At 73.3% G+C, this 18,128-nt stretch carries 16 protein-coding genes and 1 pseudogene; 8 read left to right on the forward strand and 9 right to left on the reverse strand.

All coding sequences use genetic code 11. The annotated features are described in order from the left end of the window. Positions 1-36: 36 nt before the first annotated feature. Both ACH499_RS22220 and ACH499_RS22225 read left to right on the forward strand, forming a co-directional pair. Positions 37-1,650, forward strand: coding sequence for a succinic semialdehyde dehydrogenase (locus tag ACH499_RS22220; RefSeq protein WP_356197880.1), 1,614 nt, complete (start codon positions 37-39; stop codon positions 1,648-1,650). A 38-nt stretch (positions 1,651-1,688) separates the two neighbouring features. Further along, entirely contained in the window at positions 1,689-3,506 is a 1,818-nt protein-coding gene (locus ACH499_RS22225) for a GMC family oxidoreductase N-terminal domain-containing protein (protein ID WP_399017760.1), read from the forward strand. Positions 3,507-3,597: 91 nt separating this feature from the next. Here the strand turns inward: ACH499_RS22225 and ACH499_RS22230 are convergent, their stop codons facing one another. Then, a complete protein-coding gene (locus tag ACH499_RS22230) occupies positions 3,598-4,572 on the reverse strand; it encodes an LAETG motif-containing sortase-dependent surface protein (RefSeq protein ID WP_356197886.1) in 975 nt (324 codons plus the stop codon). Positions 4,573-5,297: 725 nt separating this feature from the next. Continuing rightward, positions 5,298-5,591: a chorismate mutase gene (locus ACH499_RS22235; RefSeq protein ID WP_356197887.1), complete on the reverse strand. Its 294-nt coding sequence runs from the start codon at positions 5,589-5,591 to the stop codon at positions 5,298-5,300. 345 nt (positions 5,592-5,936) lie between these two features. Here ACH499_RS22235 and guaA point away from each other — a divergent pair, with 345 nt between their 5' ends. Continuing rightward, positions 5,937-7,517: a glutamine-hydrolyzing GMP synthase gene (gene guaA / locus ACH499_RS22240; RefSeq protein WP_356197890.1), complete on the forward strand. Its 1,581-nt coding sequence runs from the start codon at positions 5,937-5,939 to the stop codon at positions 7,515-7,517. Positions 7,518-7,526: 9 nt separating this feature from the next. On the opposite strand, the gene ACH499_RS22245 is transcribed toward guaA, so the two are convergent. Both ACH499_RS22245 and ACH499_RS22250 read right to left on the reverse strand, forming a co-directional pair. Beyond that, positions 7,527-8,015, reverse strand: coding sequence for a pyridoxamine 5'-phosphate oxidase family protein (locus tag ACH499_RS22245; protein WP_399017763.1), 489 nt, complete (start codon positions 8,013-8,015; stop codon positions 7,527-7,529). Between the two features lie 45 nt (positions 8,016-8,060). Beyond that, positions 8,061-8,993 carry a DUF4429 domain-containing protein gene (locus ACH499_RS22250; protein WP_356197893.1) on the reverse strand — a complete coding sequence of 311 codons (933 nt, stop codon included), beginning with the start codon at positions 8,991-8,993 and terminating at the stop codon, positions 8,061-8,063. A 192-nt stretch (positions 8,994-9,185) separates the two neighbouring features. Between ACH499_RS22250 and ACH499_RS22255 the strand changes: the two genes are divergently transcribed. Further along, positions 9,186-10,481, forward strand: coding sequence for a hypothetical protein (locus ACH499_RS22255; RefSeq protein ID WP_356197895.1), 1,296 nt, complete (start codon positions 9,186-9,188; stop codon positions 10,479-10,481). Positions 10,482-10,600: 119 nt separating this feature from the next. Next, positions 10,601-11,131, forward strand: coding sequence for a DoxX family protein (locus ACH499_RS22260; RefSeq protein ID WP_399017766.1), 531 nt, complete (start codon positions 10,601-10,603; stop codon positions 11,129-11,131). Between the two features lie 61 nt (positions 11,132-11,192). On the opposite strand, the gene ACH499_RS22265 is transcribed toward ACH499_RS22260, so the two are convergent. Then, positions 11,193-11,453 carry a hypothetical protein gene (locus ACH499_RS22265; RefSeq protein ID WP_399017768.1) on the reverse strand — a complete coding sequence of 87 codons (261 nt, stop codon included), beginning with the start codon at positions 11,451-11,453 and terminating at the stop codon, positions 11,193-11,195. Then, positions 11,440-12,837, reverse strand: a complete 1,398-nt coding sequence (locus ACH499_RS22270; RefSeq protein WP_399017770.1) for a PspC domain-containing protein — start codon at positions 12,835-12,837, stop codon at positions 11,440-11,442. Before ACH499_RS22270 ends, ACH499_RS22265 begins: the two co-directional genes overlap by 14 nt. A gap of 180 nt (positions 12,838-13,017) precedes the next feature. Between ACH499_RS22270 and ACH499_RS22275 the strand changes: the two genes are divergently transcribed. Together ACH499_RS22275 and ACH499_RS22280 are read left to right on the forward strand one after the other, a co-directional pair. Further along, positions 13,018-14,310, forward strand: coding sequence for a PspC domain-containing protein (locus tag ACH499_RS22275; RefSeq protein ID WP_356197902.1), 1,293 nt, complete (start codon positions 13,018-13,020; stop codon positions 14,308-14,310). After that, on the forward strand, positions 14,307-15,023 hold the full coding sequence (locus ACH499_RS22280) for a response regulator transcription factor (RefSeq protein WP_356197905.1): 717 nt from the start codon (positions 14,307-14,309) through the stop codon (positions 15,021-15,023). Before ACH499_RS22275 ends, ACH499_RS22280 begins: the two co-directional genes overlap by 4 nt. A gap of 51 nt (positions 15,024-15,074) precedes the next feature. Here the strand turns inward: ACH499_RS22280 and ACH499_RS22285 are convergent, their stop codons facing one another. Beyond that, positions 15,075-16,124 carry an NlpC/P60 family protein gene (locus ACH499_RS22285; RefSeq protein ID WP_399017773.1) on the reverse strand — a complete coding sequence of 350 codons (1,050 nt, stop codon included), beginning with the start codon at positions 16,122-16,124 and terminating at the stop codon, positions 15,075-15,077. Positions 16,125-16,468: 344 nt separating this feature from the next. On the opposite strand from ACH499_RS22285, the gene ACH499_RS22290 reads away from it, so the two are divergent. Continuing rightward, positions 16,469-16,822 carry a hypothetical protein gene (locus ACH499_RS22290; RefSeq protein ID WP_356197910.1) on the forward strand — a complete coding sequence of 118 codons (354 nt, stop codon included), beginning with the start codon at positions 16,469-16,471 and terminating at the stop codon, positions 16,820-16,822. Here ACH499_RS22290 and ACH499_RS22295 read toward each other — a convergent pair. Continuing rightward, positions 16,800-17,807, reverse strand: coding sequence for a tellurite resistance/C4-dicarboxylate transporter family protein (locus ACH499_RS22295; RefSeq protein ID WP_399017775.1), 1,008 nt, complete (start codon positions 17,805-17,807; stop codon positions 16,800-16,802). The two genes, ACH499_RS22290 and ACH499_RS22295, sit on opposite strands and share 23 nt — an antisense overlap. A gap of 26 nt (positions 17,808-17,833) precedes the next feature. After that, positions 17,834-18,013: pseudogene (locus ACH499_RS22300) on the reverse strand (C40 family peptidase); the annotation flags it as partial. Between the last annotated feature and the right edge of the window lie 115 nt (positions 18,014-18,128).

Genomic DNA, 18,128 nt, shown 5'->3' on the forward strand with positions numbered 1-18,128 from the left:
TACACAAAGTGCGCGCGGCGGCATACCCTGCGGCTCATGACGGACGCGCAGGCCCCGGAAACCACCGGCACCAACCCCCTCGCCCCCGCCCCCGAGGGCGCCCGCACCGCAGCCGACGTGGTGACGCCCGAGCTGGTCGCCCAGCTCACCAAGGGCGTCACCGGCTCCGGACGCACCGCCAACCACACGCCGTTCACCGGTGAGAAGCTGGCCGACCTGCCCGCCTCGACGCCCGAGGACGTGGCGCACGCCTTCGAGCGGGCCCGCGCCGCCCAGTCCGTGTGGGCCCGGACATCGGTACGGCAGCGCGCCGCCGTCCTGCTGCGCTTCCACGACCTGGTCCTCGAGCGGCAGGCCGAGGTCCTCGACCTCATCCAGCTCGAGACCGGCAAGGCCCGGCTGCACGCCCACGAGGAGGTCCAGGCGGTCGCCGTCGCCGCCCGGCACTACGGCCGGCGCGCCGCCGCGTACCTGAGGCCCAAGCGGCACACCGGCGCCATCCCGACGCTGACGAAGGTCACCGAGCTGCGCCACCCGCGCGGCGTCGTCGGCCAGATCGCGCCCTGGAACTACCCGCTGGAACTCTCCGTCGGCGACGCGCTCCCCGCGTTCGCCGCGGGCAACGCGGTCGTGATGAAGCCCGACACCGAGACCTGCCTGACCGCCCTGTGGGCCCGCGACCTCCTCGTCGAGGCCGGGCTGCCCGCGGAGGTCTTCCAGGTCGTCCTCGGCGACGGCCCGGTCGTCGGCCCCGAGGTCGTCAGGCACGCCGACTACGTCTCCTTCACCGGCTCCACCCGCACCGGCCGCGAGGTCGCCCAGGGTGCCGCCGCCCGCCTCGTCGGCGTCTCCCTCGAACTCGGCGGGAAGAACGCCATGCTGGTCCTGGAGGACGCCGACGTCGAGAAGGCGGCCGCCGGTGCCGTCCGCGCCTGCTTCTCCTCTGCCGGCCAGCTCTGCATCTCCATCGAGCGGCTCTACGTCCACGAGTCCGTCGCCGACGCCTTCCTGGAGCGCTTCGCCGCCCGCACCAGGGCCATGCGGCTCGGCACCTGTCTCGCCTACGGCGCCGACATGGGCTCGCTGGTGGGCCCGCGGCAACTGGAGACGGTCGAGCGGCACGTCGAGGACGCGGTCGCGGGCGGGGCGAGGATCGTCGCCGGCGGAGTCGCCCGCCCGGACATCGGCCCGTACTTCTACGAGCCGACCATCCTCGACGGCGTGTCCGCCCCCATGACCGTGTGCACCGAGGAGACCTTCGGCCCGGTCGTCTCCGTCTACCGCTTCGCCACCGAGGACGAGGCCGTGGAGCGGGCCAACTCCACGCCGTACGGCCTGAACTCCTCGGTGTGGACGAAGGACGCCCGGCGCGGCCGCGAGGTCGCCGCCCGGCTGCGCACCGGCACCGTCAACATCAACGAGGGGTACGCGCCCGCCTACGGCAGCGTCCAGTCGCCGATGGGCGGCATGAAGGACTCGGGTCTCGGCCGCCGGCACGGCTCCGAGGGCATCCTCAAGTACACCGAGGCGCAGACGGTCGCCCATCAGCGGCTGCTGCCCATGGCGCCCTCGCTGGGCATGGACGACGAGAAGTACGCGCAGTTCATGAGCCGAAGCCTGCGCCTGATGAAGGCCTTCCGCTTCCGCTGAGCCACCCCGCCCGTACCCGTTCTCACCGAGGAGAGCACGTGTCGCAGGAGAAGTCCGTCCAGACCCGGGACGAGAACGGGTACGACTACGACGTCGTCGTCGTGGGGTCGGGGTTCGGCGGGTCCGTGTCCGCCCTGCGCCTCACCGAGAAGGGCTACCGCGTCGGCGTCCTGGAGGCGGGGCGCCGCTTCACCCGCGGCACCCTGCCGAAGAACTCCTGGGACCTGAAGAACTACCTCTGGGCCCCCAGGCTCGGCCTCTTCGGCATCCAGCGCATACACCTGCTCGGGAATGTCATGGTCCTGGCAGGTGCCGGGGTCGGCGGCGGCTCCCTCAACTACGCCAACACCCTCTACGTGCCGCCGAAGCCCTTCTTCGAGGACCCCCAGTGGCGGGACATCACCGACTGGCACGAGGAACTGTCGCCGTACTACGACCAGGCCCGCCGGATGCTCGGCGTCCGCCTCAACCCGACGACGACCCCCTCCGACCGGCACCTGAAGGCCGCCGCCGAACGGATGGGTGTCGGCGACACCTTCCACATGGCACCGGTCGGCGTCTTCTTCGGCGACGGCGAGGACGCCGACGGCACCGCGCGGGCGAAGCCCGGCGAGCGGGTCCCCGACCCGTACTTCGGCGGCGCCGGGCCCGACCGCAGGGCCTGCCACGAGTGCGGCGAGTGCATGACCGGCTGCCGGCACGGCGCGAAGAACACCCTGAACGAGAACTACCTGTACCTCGCCGAGAAGGCGGGCGCGGTGGTGCACCCGATGACCACGGTCGTGTCGGTCACCGAGGACTCACGCGGCGGCTTCGCCCTCGCCACGCTCCCCACCGACCGCCGGAAGAAGGGCGCGGGCCGCACCTTCACCGCCCGCCGGGTCGTCCTCGCGGCCGGCACCTACGGCACCCAGACGCTGCTGCACCGCATGAAGGCCCACGGCCAGTTGCCGCACCTGTCCGACCGGCTCGGCGAGCTGACCCGCACCAACTCCGAGGCCCTGGTCGGCGCCCAGACCGACGACCGGCGCTACCGCAGGGCCACCGGCGAGGCCCGCGCCGACTTCACGCGCGGCGTCGCCATCACCTCGTCCATCCACCCGGACGCCAACACCCACATCGAGCCGGTCCGTTACGGCAAGGGCTCCAACGCGATGGGCGGCCTGTCGATCCTCCAGGTCCCCTACGCCGGACCCGACGCGTCCGGTGCCGCCCGCGTCCTGGGCTTCCTGGGCCACGCGGCCAGGCACCCGGCCCTGGTGCTGCGCTCCCTGTCCAACCGCAAGTGGTCGGAGCGGACCATTATCGGCCTGGTGATGCAGTCCCTGGACAACTCCCTGACGACGCACCTGAAGGCCAAGGGCGTCGGCAAGGGCCTGCTCACCGCCCGCCAGGGGCACGGCTCGCCCAACCCGAAGCAGATCAAGGCCGCGACCGAGGGCGCCTCGGTCCTGGCCGCCGAGATCAACGGCTTCGCCGGCTCCAACGTCGGCGAGCTGATGGGAATGCCGCTCACCGCGCACTTCCTCGGCGGCTGCCCGATCGGCGCCTCCCGGGAGAGCGGCGTCATCGACCCGTACCACCGGCTCTACGGCCATCCCGGCATCTCCGTCGTCGACGGCGCCGCGGTCTCCGCGAACCTGGGCGTCAACCCGTCCCTCACCATCACGGCCCAGGCCGAGCGGGCGATGTCGTACTGGCCCAACAAGGGCGAGGAGGACCCGCGTCCGGCCCAGGGCACGGCGTACGAGCGCCTGGCCCCGGTGGAGCCCAAGTCCCCGGTGGTCCCGGCGGAGGCGTTCGGCGCGCTGCGGCTGCCGTTCCTCGGGATCCCGGCGGTGCCGCCGAAGAAGTAGCGGCGGCCCGTCCCCGACGACAAGAAGGACCTGCGCCCCCCTCCGAGCGCAGGTCCTTCCCGTTGTCACGTCAGGCCGTGTGGCTCAGCGGCTACGCCTCGGCACCGGTCTTGCGGCGCCGCACGACGAACACCGCGCCGCCGCCGACGAGGACGGCGAGACCGCCGGCCAGGCCGATCATCGGCAGGGCGGAGCTGGAACCGGTCTCGGCGAGGCTGCCGGTGACCTCCGGCGTGGTGGCGGCCGGCTTCTCGTTGGTGACGGGAGCCTTGCCGCCCTCGGTCGGCTTGGTGCCGTCCGTGTTCGTGCCCGCGGCGACGATCTGGAACTTGTACGCCACGTCGCCGTAGCCGAAGCACTCGCCGTCGGAGTCGCCGTAGATGGTCGCGCCGAGGGTGAAGCCGGCGCCGACCGGGGCGTTCGCCTTCACGTTGACGCGCATCGGGATGTTGACCTCGTAGTCGGGCTCGAGGACGTCGGTGTAGCCGACGTACCCGGCCGCGTAGTCGGTCTCGTTCAGGTCTTCCCAGACCTTGTCGTCCGGGTTCCAGGCCTGGAGGCTGACCTGCTTGTTCTTGAACAGGTTCTCGCCGTCGGCGTCGGAGGAGGCGCCGGCGAAGTAGTCCAGGTCCTCGAGCGTGGAGTCCGAGTTGTTGGCCACGTTCAGCGAGAACTTGTGCCAGCCGCTGCCCGCCGCGATCTTGCCGGGCAGGCCGCTGATGCTGACGTCGACCTTGGTGTCCTCGCACACGGACGGCTCGGGGACCGGGGTCTCCGACTCCTCCGGCGCGGAGGCGCTCGGCGACGGGGAGGTGGTGGCGGGGGTGGACTCCGACGAGGTCGGGTCCGGGGTCGAGCTGTCCGTCTCGGTCGGGGCGGTGCTCACCGAGTCGGACGGAGCGGGCTCGGTCGTCTCGCCCGTGGTCTCGTCGTCGGACGGCGTGGTGCTGGGCTCCTCGCTCGTGGAGGAGCTGGGGTCGGTGGTGCTCGTGCTGGTCTGGGACGAGGGAGCGTCCTCGTCCGCGTACGCGGCGGGGGCCGCGAGCAGCGCCAAGGGGGCTATCACTGCCGTAGCAGCCGCTGCTGCCATGGCGCGACGAAGCTTCATGAAGACCTCAGAAAGTCCGGTCGTACCGCACGCGATACGGGGCGAGTCAAGGGAGGCCTCCGCGTGCGGGACGCGGGTCGGCCCTTGGTTCATCTGTTCGGCGTGTTTGATCAGTGAAGGGTGTGAATGGTTGTCCTCGGTCTCACAGAATTTTTATGTGGTCTGCGCCACAGAGAGGGAGGGCGTGCCCGCGCGCATGCGAAGGGCCCCGCGGTGTGTGCCGCGGGGCCCTTCCTCGGCCGGCACCGGCGCAGGGCGGCACCGGTGCCCCGGGGGCGGCGCCGGGGGGTCGCGCCGCCGGCCTTCGACGCCCCGGGGGCGGCCGCGGTGGCCTCGGGCGCGGGGCGGTGCGGTGGTGAGGGGTGCGTACGGGGGCGCGTACGGCGTCGTACGGACGGGGGTGGGATCCGTCACCGTCCCGGCCCTGTCCGGGCCTGTTCCGCCGGCCGGCCCCGGGCGTCCCCGGGGCCGGCCGTTCTCTGGGTGACCGGGCCGCTGTCCCCTGCCGTCCGGTCACTTCCCGGGGCGAGGTCCCACGACGTACGGCACGATCCGTACGTCTCATCGCCCCAGCGAGCCACGCGTGGTTCTTTCGAGCCCGCCCCTGGCTGGCACGGACACCGGGAGCAACGAAGCGTGCCGCTCGGCGGTCACGCGCCGTACGGGTGAGAGCGCGCCCGAACTCAGATACGACCCCGGCACAGCTCCAGCAGGGTCATCGCCAGCGCCGTGCCCGGCTTGCCCAGGGCGTCGCTGTAGCGGCCGAGGACCTCCATCTCGCGCGAGAGGTTCACACGCCGGCCGCCGGAGGTGATCCTCGCCTCCTGGATCACGGCGGAGACGGCCATCCGTTCCTGGATCAGGCCGATGATCCGGTCGTCCAGTGCGTCGATGCGCTCACGGGCACCGGTGATCACGTCGGCGGCCTCGGTGGTGCGGGCGCCGGTCTTGTCCGCGGTGGTGACGGTGACGGTCATGTCGGGGGCTCCTCGCCGGAGAGTGGGTGGCGGTGCCCCGGAATCCTCAGGACCCGGAAACGACAGGCGCCCCGGACCTTGTCGGCCCGGGGCGCCTGGGAAGTCGCTTGTCAGTTGCTCAAGCAGCACGACCATGGCAGCCGGTGGGCCGGTTGCCATAGGTAAAGACGAAGGTCTGGTGCGTGAGCATGGGCCCCAGTATGCCCCGGGCGCGGACGGGGTCCAACCCGGTTCGCATGGTGAGACGACGGGAGCGGGGCCGCCCGGGCACCTGGCGGGACGTTTCACCCGCCCGTCTCGGTAGAATCGGGTGCACAAGCCCGCCCGACCGCCGGAAGGCACCCCGTGTCATCAGCGACTCCCGCTGCCGCCGCCCCCGACACCGTCCTGGTCGTCGACTTCGGTGCGCAGTACGCCCAGCTCATCGCCCGTCGTGTCCGCGAGGCGCGGGTCTACAGCGAGATCGTGCCGAGCTCCATGCCGGTCGAGGAGATGCTCGCCAAGAACCCGGCGGCCATCATCCTCTCCGGCGGTCCCTCGTCGGTGTACGAGCCGGGCGCCCCGACCGTCGACCGCTCCCTGTTCGAGGCCGGCGTCCCCGTCTTCGGCATGTGCTACGGCTTCCAGCTCATGGCGCAGGCGCTCGGCGGCACCGTCGACAACTCCGGCGCCCGTGAGTACGGCCGCACCGAGCTGACCGTCTCCAAGCCGTCCTCCACCCTCTTCGAGGGCACCCCGGCCGAGCAGTCCGTGTGGATGTCCCACGGCGACGCCTGCTCCGCCGCCCCCGAGGGCTTCGACGTCACCGGCTCCACGGACGTCGTCCCGGTCGCCGCGTTCGAGAACGACGAGAAGAAGCTCTACGGCGTCCAGTACCACCCCGAGGTCATGCACTCCACGCACGGACAGCAGGTGCTGGAGCACTTCCTGTACCGGGGCGCGGGCCTGACCCCCGACTGGACCACGGGCAACGTGATCGAGGAGCAGGTCGCGGCCATCCGCGAGCAGGTCGGCGACAAGCGCGCCATCTGCGGCCTGTCCGGCGGCGTGGACTCCGCCGTCGCCGCCGCCCTCGTCCAGAAGGCCATCGGCTCCCAGCTCACCTGCGTCTACGTCGACCACGGCCTGATGCGCAAGGGCGAGACGGAGCAGGTCGAGAAGGACTTCGTCGCCGCGACCGGCGTCCAGCTCAAGGTCGTGGACGCGAGCGAGCGCTTCCTGAACGCGCTCGCCGGGGTCTCCGACCCCGAGGAGAAGCGGAAGATCATCGGCCGCGAGTTCATCCGCGTCTTCGAGCAGGCCCAGGCCGAGATCATCGCCGACGAGGGCCCGGCCGTGGAGTTCCTCGTCCAGGGCACCCTCTACCCCGACGTGGTCGAGTCCGGCGGCGGCACCGGCACCGCCAACATCAAGTCCCACCACAACGTGGGCGGGCTCCCCGAGGACCTCGAGTTCCGGCTCATCGAGCCGCTGCGCAAGCTGTTCAAGGACGAGGTCCGCATGGTCGGCCAGGAGCTCGGCCTGCCGGAGGAGATCGTCCAGCGCCAGCCGTTCCCGGGCCCCGGCCTCGGCATCCGCATCGTCGGCGAGGTCACCAAGGACCGGCTCGACCTGCTCCGCGAGGCCGACGCCATCGCCCGCGAGGAGCTGACCGCGGCCGGCCTCGACCGCGAGATCTGGCAGTGCCCCGTGGTGCTGCTCGCCGACGTCCGCTCCGTCGGCGTCCAGGGCGACGGCCGCACCTACGGCCACCCGATCGTGCTGCGCCCGGTCTCGTCCGAGGACGCCATGACCGCCGACTGGTCGCGCCTGCCGTACGACGTCCTCGGGAAGATCTCCACCCGGATCACCAACGAGGTCAAGGACGTCAACCGCGTCGTCCTCGACGTCACCTCGAAGCCGCCGGGCACCATCGAGTGGGAGTAGTCCCCAAGGTCACGTCCGCCTGAGAGTGCGCACCGGCTCTCCGGGCTTCCAGACCTGGGAGACGAGATACGTCTCGTCCTCGACGTAGGTCCGTACGACCTCCGTCGGTTCGGTGCGGAAGAGGTGGAACGGCTGCGGCGGTTCCACCTCTTTCACGTACGCGCTCTTCGTCTCCGCGTCCTCGACCTCGACGGCGCGCCCGCTGATGCGCACGTCGCCGCCGCCCATGCCGGTGCCCCCACCGGGGTTCGCCTGGAGCGCGAAGCGCGGGTCGCGGCGCAGATCGAGGGCCTTGAGCGAGCCGGGCATCATGCCGAGCCACAGCTCGCCGCCGAGGAAGCGGACCTCCAGGCCCGTGGTGCGGGGCGACCCGTCCCGGCGCAGGGTCGCGAGGACGTGGTGGCGGTACGCGCCGAAGCGCGCCTCGACCAGGGCGGCGAGATCGGGTTCGGCGGCGGTGAAGAGGGCCCAGCCGGGGGCCTCGGTGCTCGGTGTCATACGGGGAGTGTGGCGCCGATACCGGACATCCCCCGTCGTATTTCCTCAGCGGGTCCCGTCGTCGTGTCCGGCGCGGAAGCCCTGGAGGACGGCCGCCTTCGTCGCCGCGAACTCCTCGTCGGTGAGGACGCCGTCGCGGTGCAGCTCGCCCAGTTCGCGCAACCGGCGCAGCAGGACGTCGTGATGGCCGGCCGGGGGCGCCGCCGCATCCCGCGGCCGGGGCACCGTCGTGGGCGCGGCCCCGGCACCGTCGGCCTCCGTGCCCGGGCGTGCCGAGGGGTGCGGGAGCCGGGCCGTGACCGCCGTGGCGACCAGGGCGGTGAGCAGGTCGCGGCTGACGTTGCCCCACAGGTCCAGTGCGTACGGGTCCTTGTCCGGCGGCAGCCTCGTGCACACCGTCTCACGGGTCACGAACCGCAGGAAGCCGTCCTCGCGACCCGAGTTGGGCAGCCACTCCACCCCGGACAGGTCGCCGACGGAGACGATGCGCGGTCCCGTCGCGCGTTTGACCCGTGCGGAGGTGTCGGCCCAGTCGATGCGCACCCGGGTGCCGTCGAAGGAGACGGTGCCGTCGGAGCACCGCACCGACACCGGCACCGGCGGCCCGGGCAGCAGGTAGGACCGCGTCGGCCCCTGGGGGACCCGGTCGAGCAGCAGCGCGCGGCGGACCTCCTCGGCGACGTACTCGGCCACCCCGCCGCGGTCGGCGTCCACCGCGAGCCGGTACGGGTCCGCCGCCTCGGGCAGCCGTCCGCCGGTCGCCTGGAGCAGGGGGTCGGCGCCCTCGCGCAGCCGCAGGCGCAGACGCCCCCGCCGGCGCTCGGGGGTGAAGGCGATGCCCGAGACCGCCTCCAGCGGTACGGAGACCTCCCCGTACGTCTGACGGAACAGCGGCACCGAGCGGTGGAGACCGGGCGTGATCCGGACCGTGTCGCCGTCGAACGTCCAGGTCCCGTCGCGCTGGATGATCTCGGCCATGAGGAAATTCTTCCAGCCGGGTCAACACGGCGCTGCGCGCTTCACCCGCGTTGAGCGGACGGGACCGGGGGCGCCGGGCGCACAGTGGGTGGTGTACGGCACAATTCGCTGTCGTCACAGGGGACTTACGGGTGCCGGCGCGGGTGTGTGCCGCGGGTGTTTCGGCAGGCTTCGGGAAGGCGGGCGTCGGGCGTGGCGGTGCAGGAGGCGAGAGGCGCGAGCGGCTCGGGCGGGGGCGCGTACGGGGCGTCGCACGAAGGCGGCTGCACCTGCGGGGACTGCCCGCACGGCGCCCGCGAGGGGCACCGCCGGGCGGTCGCCGCGTTCCTGTCGAGGCGGGACGAGTTCGCGTCCGGACAGGGGCTGCCGGCCGCGGTGGCGCACTCGCCCTCGGCCTCCCGGCAGTGGGTGTCCGAGGAGCTGACCCAGTCCGCCGAACTCGTCGCCGAACGCGGACGGGCCGAGGGCGAGGCGTGGCTCGCGGGCCTGGGGCGCCGCACGGCGCTGACCGTGTGGGCCGCGGTCGTGGTGCTGCTGCTCGCGCAGTCGCTCACGGCCACCGGCGCCGGCTGGACGGCGGCGCGCACGGCCGGGCTGGCGGCGGCCGTGGCGGTGGCCGCCGCGCTGACGGCGGCGTCCTGGTTCCACCGGGCGCGGGGTGGCGCGCTGGCGCCGGTCATCGGCGAGGACAACCGCATGTCCACGTCCCGGGCCGTCGCCGCGGCCTGGGTGCTCTTCGTCGCCTACGCGGTGCTCGTCCTCGCCGGGCAGCTCGCCGTGGCCTCGGGACCCGGCCGGCGGGACGCGCTGATCTCCGGGCTGGAACTCGCCCGCGGCGCGGGGGTGGTGACGGTGCTGGCGGTGGTGTGCGGGATCGCGGTGCTGGTGCGCCGGGTGGTCGGGCTGCGGGTGCTGGGGCAGCGGCTGCAGAAGGTCCGCGCCGACCGGCCGCGTGCGGCCGACCTGCTGACGGACGACGCGGGACGCGGGACGTTCGCCGACATCCAGTACGTCGTGATCAGCGCCGTCGCCCTGGTGTTCGCGGCGGTACGGCTGGCCCGGCGCCCGGAGCAGCTCCCCGACCTGCCGTGGGGGCTCGCGGTGGTGGTGCTGGTGTCGGCCGCGACCTACGTGGCCGGGAAGTACGCGGAGGGCGGCCGGCCCGTCGTCCTGTCCGTGGTCCGGGCGCGCGAGGCCGGTGACCTGGACGCCCCGATCCGCACCGGCGACGACATCGAGATCCGCGGCGCCGGTTTCGTCCCGCCGGGCGCCCAGCGCGCGGACCGCCTGTCGCGGATGGTCGTCCGCATCGGCGCCGTCAACGTCCACGTACCGCTGGTCCCCGTGGCGGGCGGTTTCAGCAATCCGACGGACGCCCTGCTGACCGTGCCCGTGCCGGCGGACGTCGAGCCGGGCCGGGTGGAGGTCCAGGTGGTCACCAGCGCGGGCGTGGAGACGAACCGCTACGCCATCGACGTGACCGAATGACCGCCCGCCCGCCCCGACGCGGAGAAATGGGCGCGGCAGTATTGAGCCGCGCCCCGGTGTCGTACGTATGGTCTGACGAGGGGGCCGGGCAGGCACAGGGCGAGAGGCGGCTGGCAGCGATGACGTACGGCATGCGGATGGACACGCGGACCTCCCGTCCCGAAGGCGGCCGGGACTGGCGCGACGGCGCCGGCCGGTACGCGCTCATGCCCCTGCGGATCTTCCTGGGCGTCACCTTCGTCTACGCGGGCCTGGACAAACTCACCGACGGCGCCTTCATGAAGGACGCGGGCGCCGGGTCCATCGGCGACATGATGCGCGCCGTCCGTGACTCCTCGGCCGTCCCCGCCCTGGTCGACCTGGCGCTGAAGAGCCCGGCCGGCTTCGGCTACGCCATCGCCCTGGGCGAACTCGCCGTCGGCATCGGCACCCTCCTCGGCCTGCTGTCCCGACTGGCGGCCCTCGGCGGCGCGCTGATCTCCCTGAGCCTGTGGCTGACGGTGAGCTGGGCCTCCGACCCCTACTACTACGGCAACGACCTCGCCTACCTCATGGCCTGGCTCCCGCTCGTCCTCGCCGGGGCACCGATGCTGTCGCTGGACGCGCTGCTGCGTGCCCGGCGGCGCCGCGGGAGCGGCGGATACGCGTAGGCGCGGGCCGCGCGCGGGCGCTGGGGGGCCTGCGGGCGTCGCCGGCCTCGGTGCGTGCCCGTCAGCCCGGCAGGTCGGCCCTCGTCCCGCCCGTGTCCGTGCGCGTCCCGGAGTCCGGGCGGAGGCTGCGCCGATGGCGGCGTACCGCGCCGGCCAGGGTGCCGACCGCGCCGGCCAGGCAGAGGCCGGCGGTGACGAGCGGGACGATCAGGAACCTCGGGACGTCCCACAGGCCGCCCGCGTCGCCTGCGTAGATCACGCCCGTCGCGGTCAGGAAGACACCGGCGACCAGCCGGCCGGGCTGGAAGCTATGACGCAGCACGGGTCACCTCCGCCTGTCCGAGGCCGACCTGGAGGTCGAGATCGAGGGTGCCGGTGCCCTTGACGCCCTTGGCCGGAGGCAGCGTGACCTCCTTGTGCTTGCCGGGTGCCACGTCCACGTCCTTCGCGTCGTCGCCGGGGAGCTGGATGTCGCCGACGCCCACCTCGACCTCGAGCCGCACGGTCACGTCCCGGGGGACGACGACCCGTATGCGGCCCACGCCCACGTCGGCCCTCGTGGCCAGTGTCTGTCCCTCCGCCAGCTTCAGCCGGGTCAGGTCGAGGGTGCCGCTGCCGGTGCCGACGTCGTACTTCTCGCGGACGTCGGCCGCCGTGACGGGCCGCCAGGTGCTGCGGACCCACTCGGTGCCGACGTCCTCGGGCACGGTGGCCGAGCCGGCGAGCAGGGCCGCCGTGACGATCGCCAGGAAGACCGAGCCGGCACCCGTACGGCCCAGGAACGCGCTGACCGCGATGCCCGTGCCGAAGACCGCCAGCGCACAGGCGAGGCCGGTCTGGAGGCTGGTGCCGAGCGGGTGCGTGTCCCAGGTCAGGCGGGTGCCGAGGAAGCCCGCGAGCAGGGCCAGCAGGAAGATCCAGCCGCCGATGCCGCGGGGGCCGCGCGGCTGCGGGCGCCACCCGGCCGGGGCGCCGCGGTCGCGGTGGGCGCCGCGCCCGACGGCCGTGGCCGCCGCGACGTCCCGGTCGTGGGAGTCCCGTGGCCCCCACAGGTATCCCGTCCCGCCGACATGGGTGCCGTCCTTGACGATGGGGTCGCGCCACCACGAGGGGGAGGTGGCCGCGGCCGGCGGCGCCTTGGCCTCCGGCGGGGCGTCGGCGACGGCCTGGGCGGCCGTCGGGTCCGGGCCCGGAACGCCGCGGTGGTGCGACCAGTACCCGGCGCCCGCGAGGACGAGGGAGAGGACCACGGCGAAGGTCAGCACCCCGCCGTTGTTCAGCAGGGTCAGGAACACACCGCAGCCGACCAGGGCGAACAGCACGGCCGCCAGCGCCTGGCCGTCGACCCGGCCGGTCAGCAGCTTGCGCACCTCGTTCTCGTCCTCGTCGTCGTACGGGACGAAGAGCCAGGCGAAGCCGTAGAAGATCAGGCCGATGCCGCCCGTCGCGGCGAGCACTGCGAGGGTGATGCGGAAGATCACCGGGTCCATGTCGCACTGCCGGCCGAGCCCGGCGCACACCCCGGCGAGCGTCTTGTGCCGCCGGTCACGCCGGAACCGCGCGGGCGGCTCCGAGACGTCCGTGGCCACCCCGCCCCCGCCGGCGGCCCCCATGGCCCGATCGGCGTCCGGCGGCCCGCCGTCCCCGGACGGACGCGGACCGGAACCGGGTCCCTGGCCCGTCGCGGCGTGCTCGTGCTCTGTCATGCGTCCATGGTGACGGGCGCGGCGTCCCGGCGGCAGGCCGGACGACCCTGGTCGGACCCTGATATCGGCCCTGAGCCGGCGCCCGGGAGGCGTTCGAGGGCCCCTCGGCCCGAAGATCAGGGACAAACTTAGGGCCGACCCTGATACCCCGCCCCGTCCGGCCGTGTGACGATCGTTGACATGCCGGACGCCGCAGCACCACCCCGTATCGAACCGCGGCCGCCGCGCAAGCTCTACCGCAGCAGCGACGGTCGCTGGCTCGGGGGCGTGGCGCGGGGGCTCGCCGGGCATCTCGGGCTGCCCGTCATCTGGGTACGGCTCGTCTTCGTCGGCCTGTTCATGGCCGACGGCCTGGGGGCGCTGCTGTACGCGGCCTTCTGGTTCTTCGTGCCGCTCGGCGTCGGCGGTGTCGACGCGCAGAGGCCGCCGTCGCTGGTCACGGCCGAGACCTCGCCGGACGGCCGGCGCAGACTGGTCGCCCGCAAGCCGGACAAGGGGCAGATCGTCGCCCTGCTCCTCATGGTCGTCGTCGCCCTGGTCTTCGTCGGCAACGTGGACCTCGGCAACGGCGCCAAGGCCTACCTGTGGCCGGCCGTGCTCGTCGGCGCGGGCGTCGCCCTCGTCTGGCGCCAGGCGGACAACGCCCGCCGGGCCCGCTGGGCCGAGGTCGGCCGGGACCGGCGCACCGTCACCCTGCTGCGCTCGGTGGGGGGCGTCCTGCTGGTGACGGCCGGCGTCTCCGGCATCTTCGTGCTCCAGGGATCCGCCGCCCACCTGGGCTCCGTACTCCAGGCCGCGCTCGCCGTCCTCGTCGGCACCACGCTCCTCGCCGGCCCCTACCTGGTGCGCATGACGCAGGACCTCTCCGAGGAGCGGCTCATGCGCATCCGCGCCCAGGAGCGCGCGGAAGTGGCCGCCCATGTGCACGACTCGGTGCTGCACACCCTCACCCTGATACAGCGCAACGCGGAGAACGCGGGCGAGGTGCGCCGCCTGGCCCGCGCCCAGGAACGCGACCTGCGCGCCTGGCTCTACAAGCCCGAGGGCAACGGCAAGGACGAGGACGACGAGCCCACCACCCTCGCCGACGCCGTCAAGCGCAACGCCGCGGAGGTCGAGGACAAGCACGGCGTGCCCATCGAGGTCGTGGTCGTCGGCGACTGCCCGCTCGACGAGAGGATCGGCGCGCAGATGCAGGCGGCACGCGAGGCTATGGTGAACGCCGCCAAGTACGGTGGCGAGGGCGGCGCGGTGCAGGTGTACGCCGAGGTCGAGGGCAGAACGGTCTTCGTGTCCGTCCGGGACCGGGGCCCGGGCTTCGACCTCGACTCGATACCCGCCGACCGCATGGGCGTCAGAGAATCGATCATCGGCCGCATGGAGCGCAACGGCGGCACGGCGCGGCTGCGCGCGGTGCCGGACGGCGGCACGGAGGTCGAGCTGGAGATGGAGAGGGCGGAGAAGACGTCATGAGCGACCCGACCGAGGGCAACGAAGCGGCGGCACCGGCGGGCGGTGCGGGGGAGCGGCACGTGCGCGTGGTCCTCGTCGACGACCACCGCATGTTCCGCACCGGCGTCCAGGCCGAGATCGGCCAGACCGCCGAGACCGGCGTCGAGGTCGTCGGGGAGGCCGCCGACGTCGACCAGGCCGTCACCGTCATCACCGCGACCCGGCCCGAGGTGGTCCTCCTCGACGTCCACCTCCCCGGCGGCGGCGGGGTGGAGGTGCTGCGCCGCTGCGCCCCCCTGATGGCCGACGCGGAGCGTCCCGTCCGCTTCCTCGCCCTGTCCGTCTCGGACGCGGCTGAGGACGTGATCGGCGTGATCCGCGGCGGTGCGCGCGGCTATGTCACCAAGACGATCACCGGCACGGATCTGATCGACTCGGTCTTCCGCGTCCAGGAGGGCGACGCGGTCTTCTCGCCGCGCCTGGCCGGGTTCGTCCTCGACGCCTTCGCCTCCACCGACGCCCCGCCGGTCGACGAGGACCTCGACCGCCTCACCCAGCGCGAACGCGAGGTGCTGCGCCTGATCGCCCGCGGCTACGCGTACAAGGAGATCGCCAAGCAGCTCTACATCTCCGTCAAGACGGTCGAGTCGCACGTCTCCGCGGTGCTCCGCAAGCTCCAGCTCTCCAACCGGCACGAGCTGACCCGCTGGGCGACGGCCCGCCGGCTGGTCTGACGGCGTGCCCGCGGGGGCGGTCCGGTGCTCCGGCGCGGGAGCCCGCCGCCCTCACACCACGCGTGTGGCGCCCGCGAACGGCATCTGGTCCACGGGGGCGAGCCGGACCGGCGCCGAGGGGTTCGGTGCGTGGATCATCATGCCGTCGCCGACGTAGATGCCGACGTGGCTGATGCCGGAGTAGAAGAAGACCAGGTCCCCCGGAGCCAGCTCGGAGCGGGAGACGCGGTGGCCGGCCCCGATCTGGGCGTAGGTCGTGCGGGGGAGGGAGACGCCCGCGGCGCGGTAGGCGGCCTGGGTGAGCCCCGAGCAGTCGAAGGCGTTCGGCCCGGTCGCGCCCCACACGTAGGGGCTGCCGAGCTTCTGGTAGGCGTAGGCGACGGCAGCCGCGGCGCGGGGGCCGGGCGCCTGGGCGGATGCCGCCAGGCCCTCGCGGGCGCCCGAGGCGCGGGTGGCGCGCTCCGGGCCGGGGATGAGGCGGGCGCGTTCCTCCGCCGTCAGCCGGGACAGCAGGCGGCGGGCCGCTTCCAGCTTGCCGGTGACGGTCTCGCGGTGCCGTTCCGCCTCGGCCCGCCGCGACCTCAGCGACGCCAGCTCGATCCGGGCGGCCCCGCGGAGCTGCTCGATCTCCCGCAGCTCCGTGCGCGCCCGGCCGACGGCGGCCGTCTGCCGGCTGCCCGCCCGCTCGACGAGGGCGGCGCCCCGCAGGTACTGCTCGGGGTCCGAGGAGAGCACGAGCTGGAGGGCCGGGTCGAGGCCACCGCCGCGGTACTGCGCCGCCGCGACCGACCCCAGTGCCTCCCGCGTCGTGTTCAGCCGCTGCTCCTTGCGGGCCACCTCGTCCCGCAGGTCCTCCAGGCGCCGCTCGGCGGCGTCGGCCTTCTCCTCGGCGCCGTTGTACTGCTCGGTGGCGGCCTCCGCCTCCCGGTAGAGCTCGTCGACCTCGGCCTTGATCTGCGCCGGCGTCGGCTCCGGATCGGCGTGCCCGGTCCCGCCCAGCCCGGTGGCCGTGGCGGCGCCCGCGAGGGTGAGCGTGACGGCCGTGCGGGCGGCCGTGCCGTTGCCCGCGTGGCGCTTCCGCGGCCTGCGATGCGCTGCCACCAGGGATCCACGTCCTTCCGTACCCGGAGCCGGCCGCTGGTCGTGCCGGTCACCTGGCCGAGGACGCTAGGCGGGCCGGTAACGGTCCGGTGACGGGTTGCTCGGAACTGGCGGTACCGGACCGGAGAGCGCCCGTAACTGACCGGGAACCGCTCGTGCGGCCGTCGCCTTCACACAGGGTGATGACCGAATCGCCTGATCAGGGACGTGTGAGGTCGGTGAGCTGCTATGGAGCGCATATATGCGCCCGCCGCGCCCGGGCCGCGGCAAACCGGCGCCGGGCTGCCGCGGCCCGCACGGGCCGGTGTCGGAGCGCGCCCGGCCGCTGGCTAGGCTCCGGCCCCATGGACGTACTCATCCACCTCTTCGTCGGACTGCACATCATCGGCATCGCGGCCCTCCTCGGGGGCTTCCTGACCCAGATGAAGGCGATGGGCCGGGGCACCGCCCGCTTCACCCCGGCCATGCTGCACGGCGCGCTGACGATGCTGGTCACCGGAGCGGTGCTGGTCGGCCTCAACCAGGCCCAGGACTACTCCGTCGACAACGTCAAGATCGGCGTCAAGCTCGCCGTGCTGATCGTGATCCTCGGCCTGGTCTACGTGAAGCGCGACGACGAGAAGGTGGACAAGCCGCTGTTCGGCCTCGTCGGACTGCTCACCCTGGTGAACATCTTCATCGCCGTGCTGTGGACCTGACGCCCCCGGCCCGAGCGGCGGACCGCAGCCCCGTCCGGGCCGCGACGACCGCGCCCGCGGCGACCACCAGCCACGCCGCCACCGTGATCCACACCAGCGCCCGGCCCGGTCCGTCCAGCCACGGGACGTCCATGACGGCGGCGACGGACAGCGTCGCCGCCGCCGTCATGCCGAGGGGGAAGACGGTCGACCAGCGGCGCACGTCGTAACGCGGCCGCGGCCACACGATCTCGCCGACGAACAGCGCCACGCACCAGGCGAGACCGAGCACCAGCAGGCCGACGGTCACGTCGTGCAGCGCGGCGTCGTCGTCGCCGTTCCACAGGTACACGCCGCCCTCGGACGCGGCGAGCAGCTTGGCCCCCGCGAGCGCGGAGATGGCGAGCGCGCCGCCCGCGACCCAGTGGTCCCCGGCGCCGTGCGCGACCTGCCGCGGATCGAAGCGGAACAGGGCGACGACGTAGAGCACGAGCCCCAGCCAGAACGGCACCAGCGCCGCGTGCGCCGGCCAGGCCGTCGAGGTGGCCGCGCTCAGCGTCGCCCCCAGCACGGCGAGCCCCTCCGTGGCCACGCAGCCCAGGAACACCGCACCGGGCATCCGCTGCTCCCAGTTCGGTACGACCAGCGTCAGCAGCACCGGCCACAGCAGCGCGGCCAGCGCCAGCAGCGCCGCCGCCAGGGCCGTCCAGCCGAGCAGCGCGAACCGCGTGCCCACCACGGTCGTCGCGGCCACCGCCGTGAGCGCGCCCGGCGTCCCCGCCCACGTCACCCACTTCGCCCGGTCGGACAGCAGCAGGAAGAAGAAGTCGGCCGCGAGGGCCAGCCAGGCGGCGCAGGCCAGGGCCAGCGCGACGCGGGACAGGGACTCGTGGCGCGTCAGGTGCAGACCGACCGACACGATGCCGGTCGCCATCACCGCGGCCCCGGCCGCCGGCGGACGCTGCGCCCACCAGGCGCGCAGGGGGTGACTGGTGCCCGTTGACATGCGTCGATGCTAGAGAGAGCGGCGCCTCAGGCCGGTCGCACCACGCTGTGGATCGACGACTCACCGTCGTAGTAGACCGACTCCTCGCGCACGTACGCGCCCGGCTTGGGGGCGTGGATCATCATGCCGTCGCCGACGTAGACGCCGACGTGGCTGATGTCGTCGTAGAAGAAGACCAGGTCACCGGGTTGCGCCTGGGAGACGGGTTCGCGCCCTTGCCGCCCGGCTGGGCCGGTGGGGGCGTGACTCTCCGTGCCGACGCCTCCGGCAGGAGCCCCCCTGTCGCGGTCGTCCGGGCAATTTCCGGGGCGGGAACCGGTT

This window comes from Streptomyces sp. NPDC018947 (assembly GCF_044390505.1).
Taxonomy (GTDB): domain Bacteria; phylum Actinomycetota; class Actinomycetes; order Streptomycetales; family Streptomycetaceae; genus Streptomyces.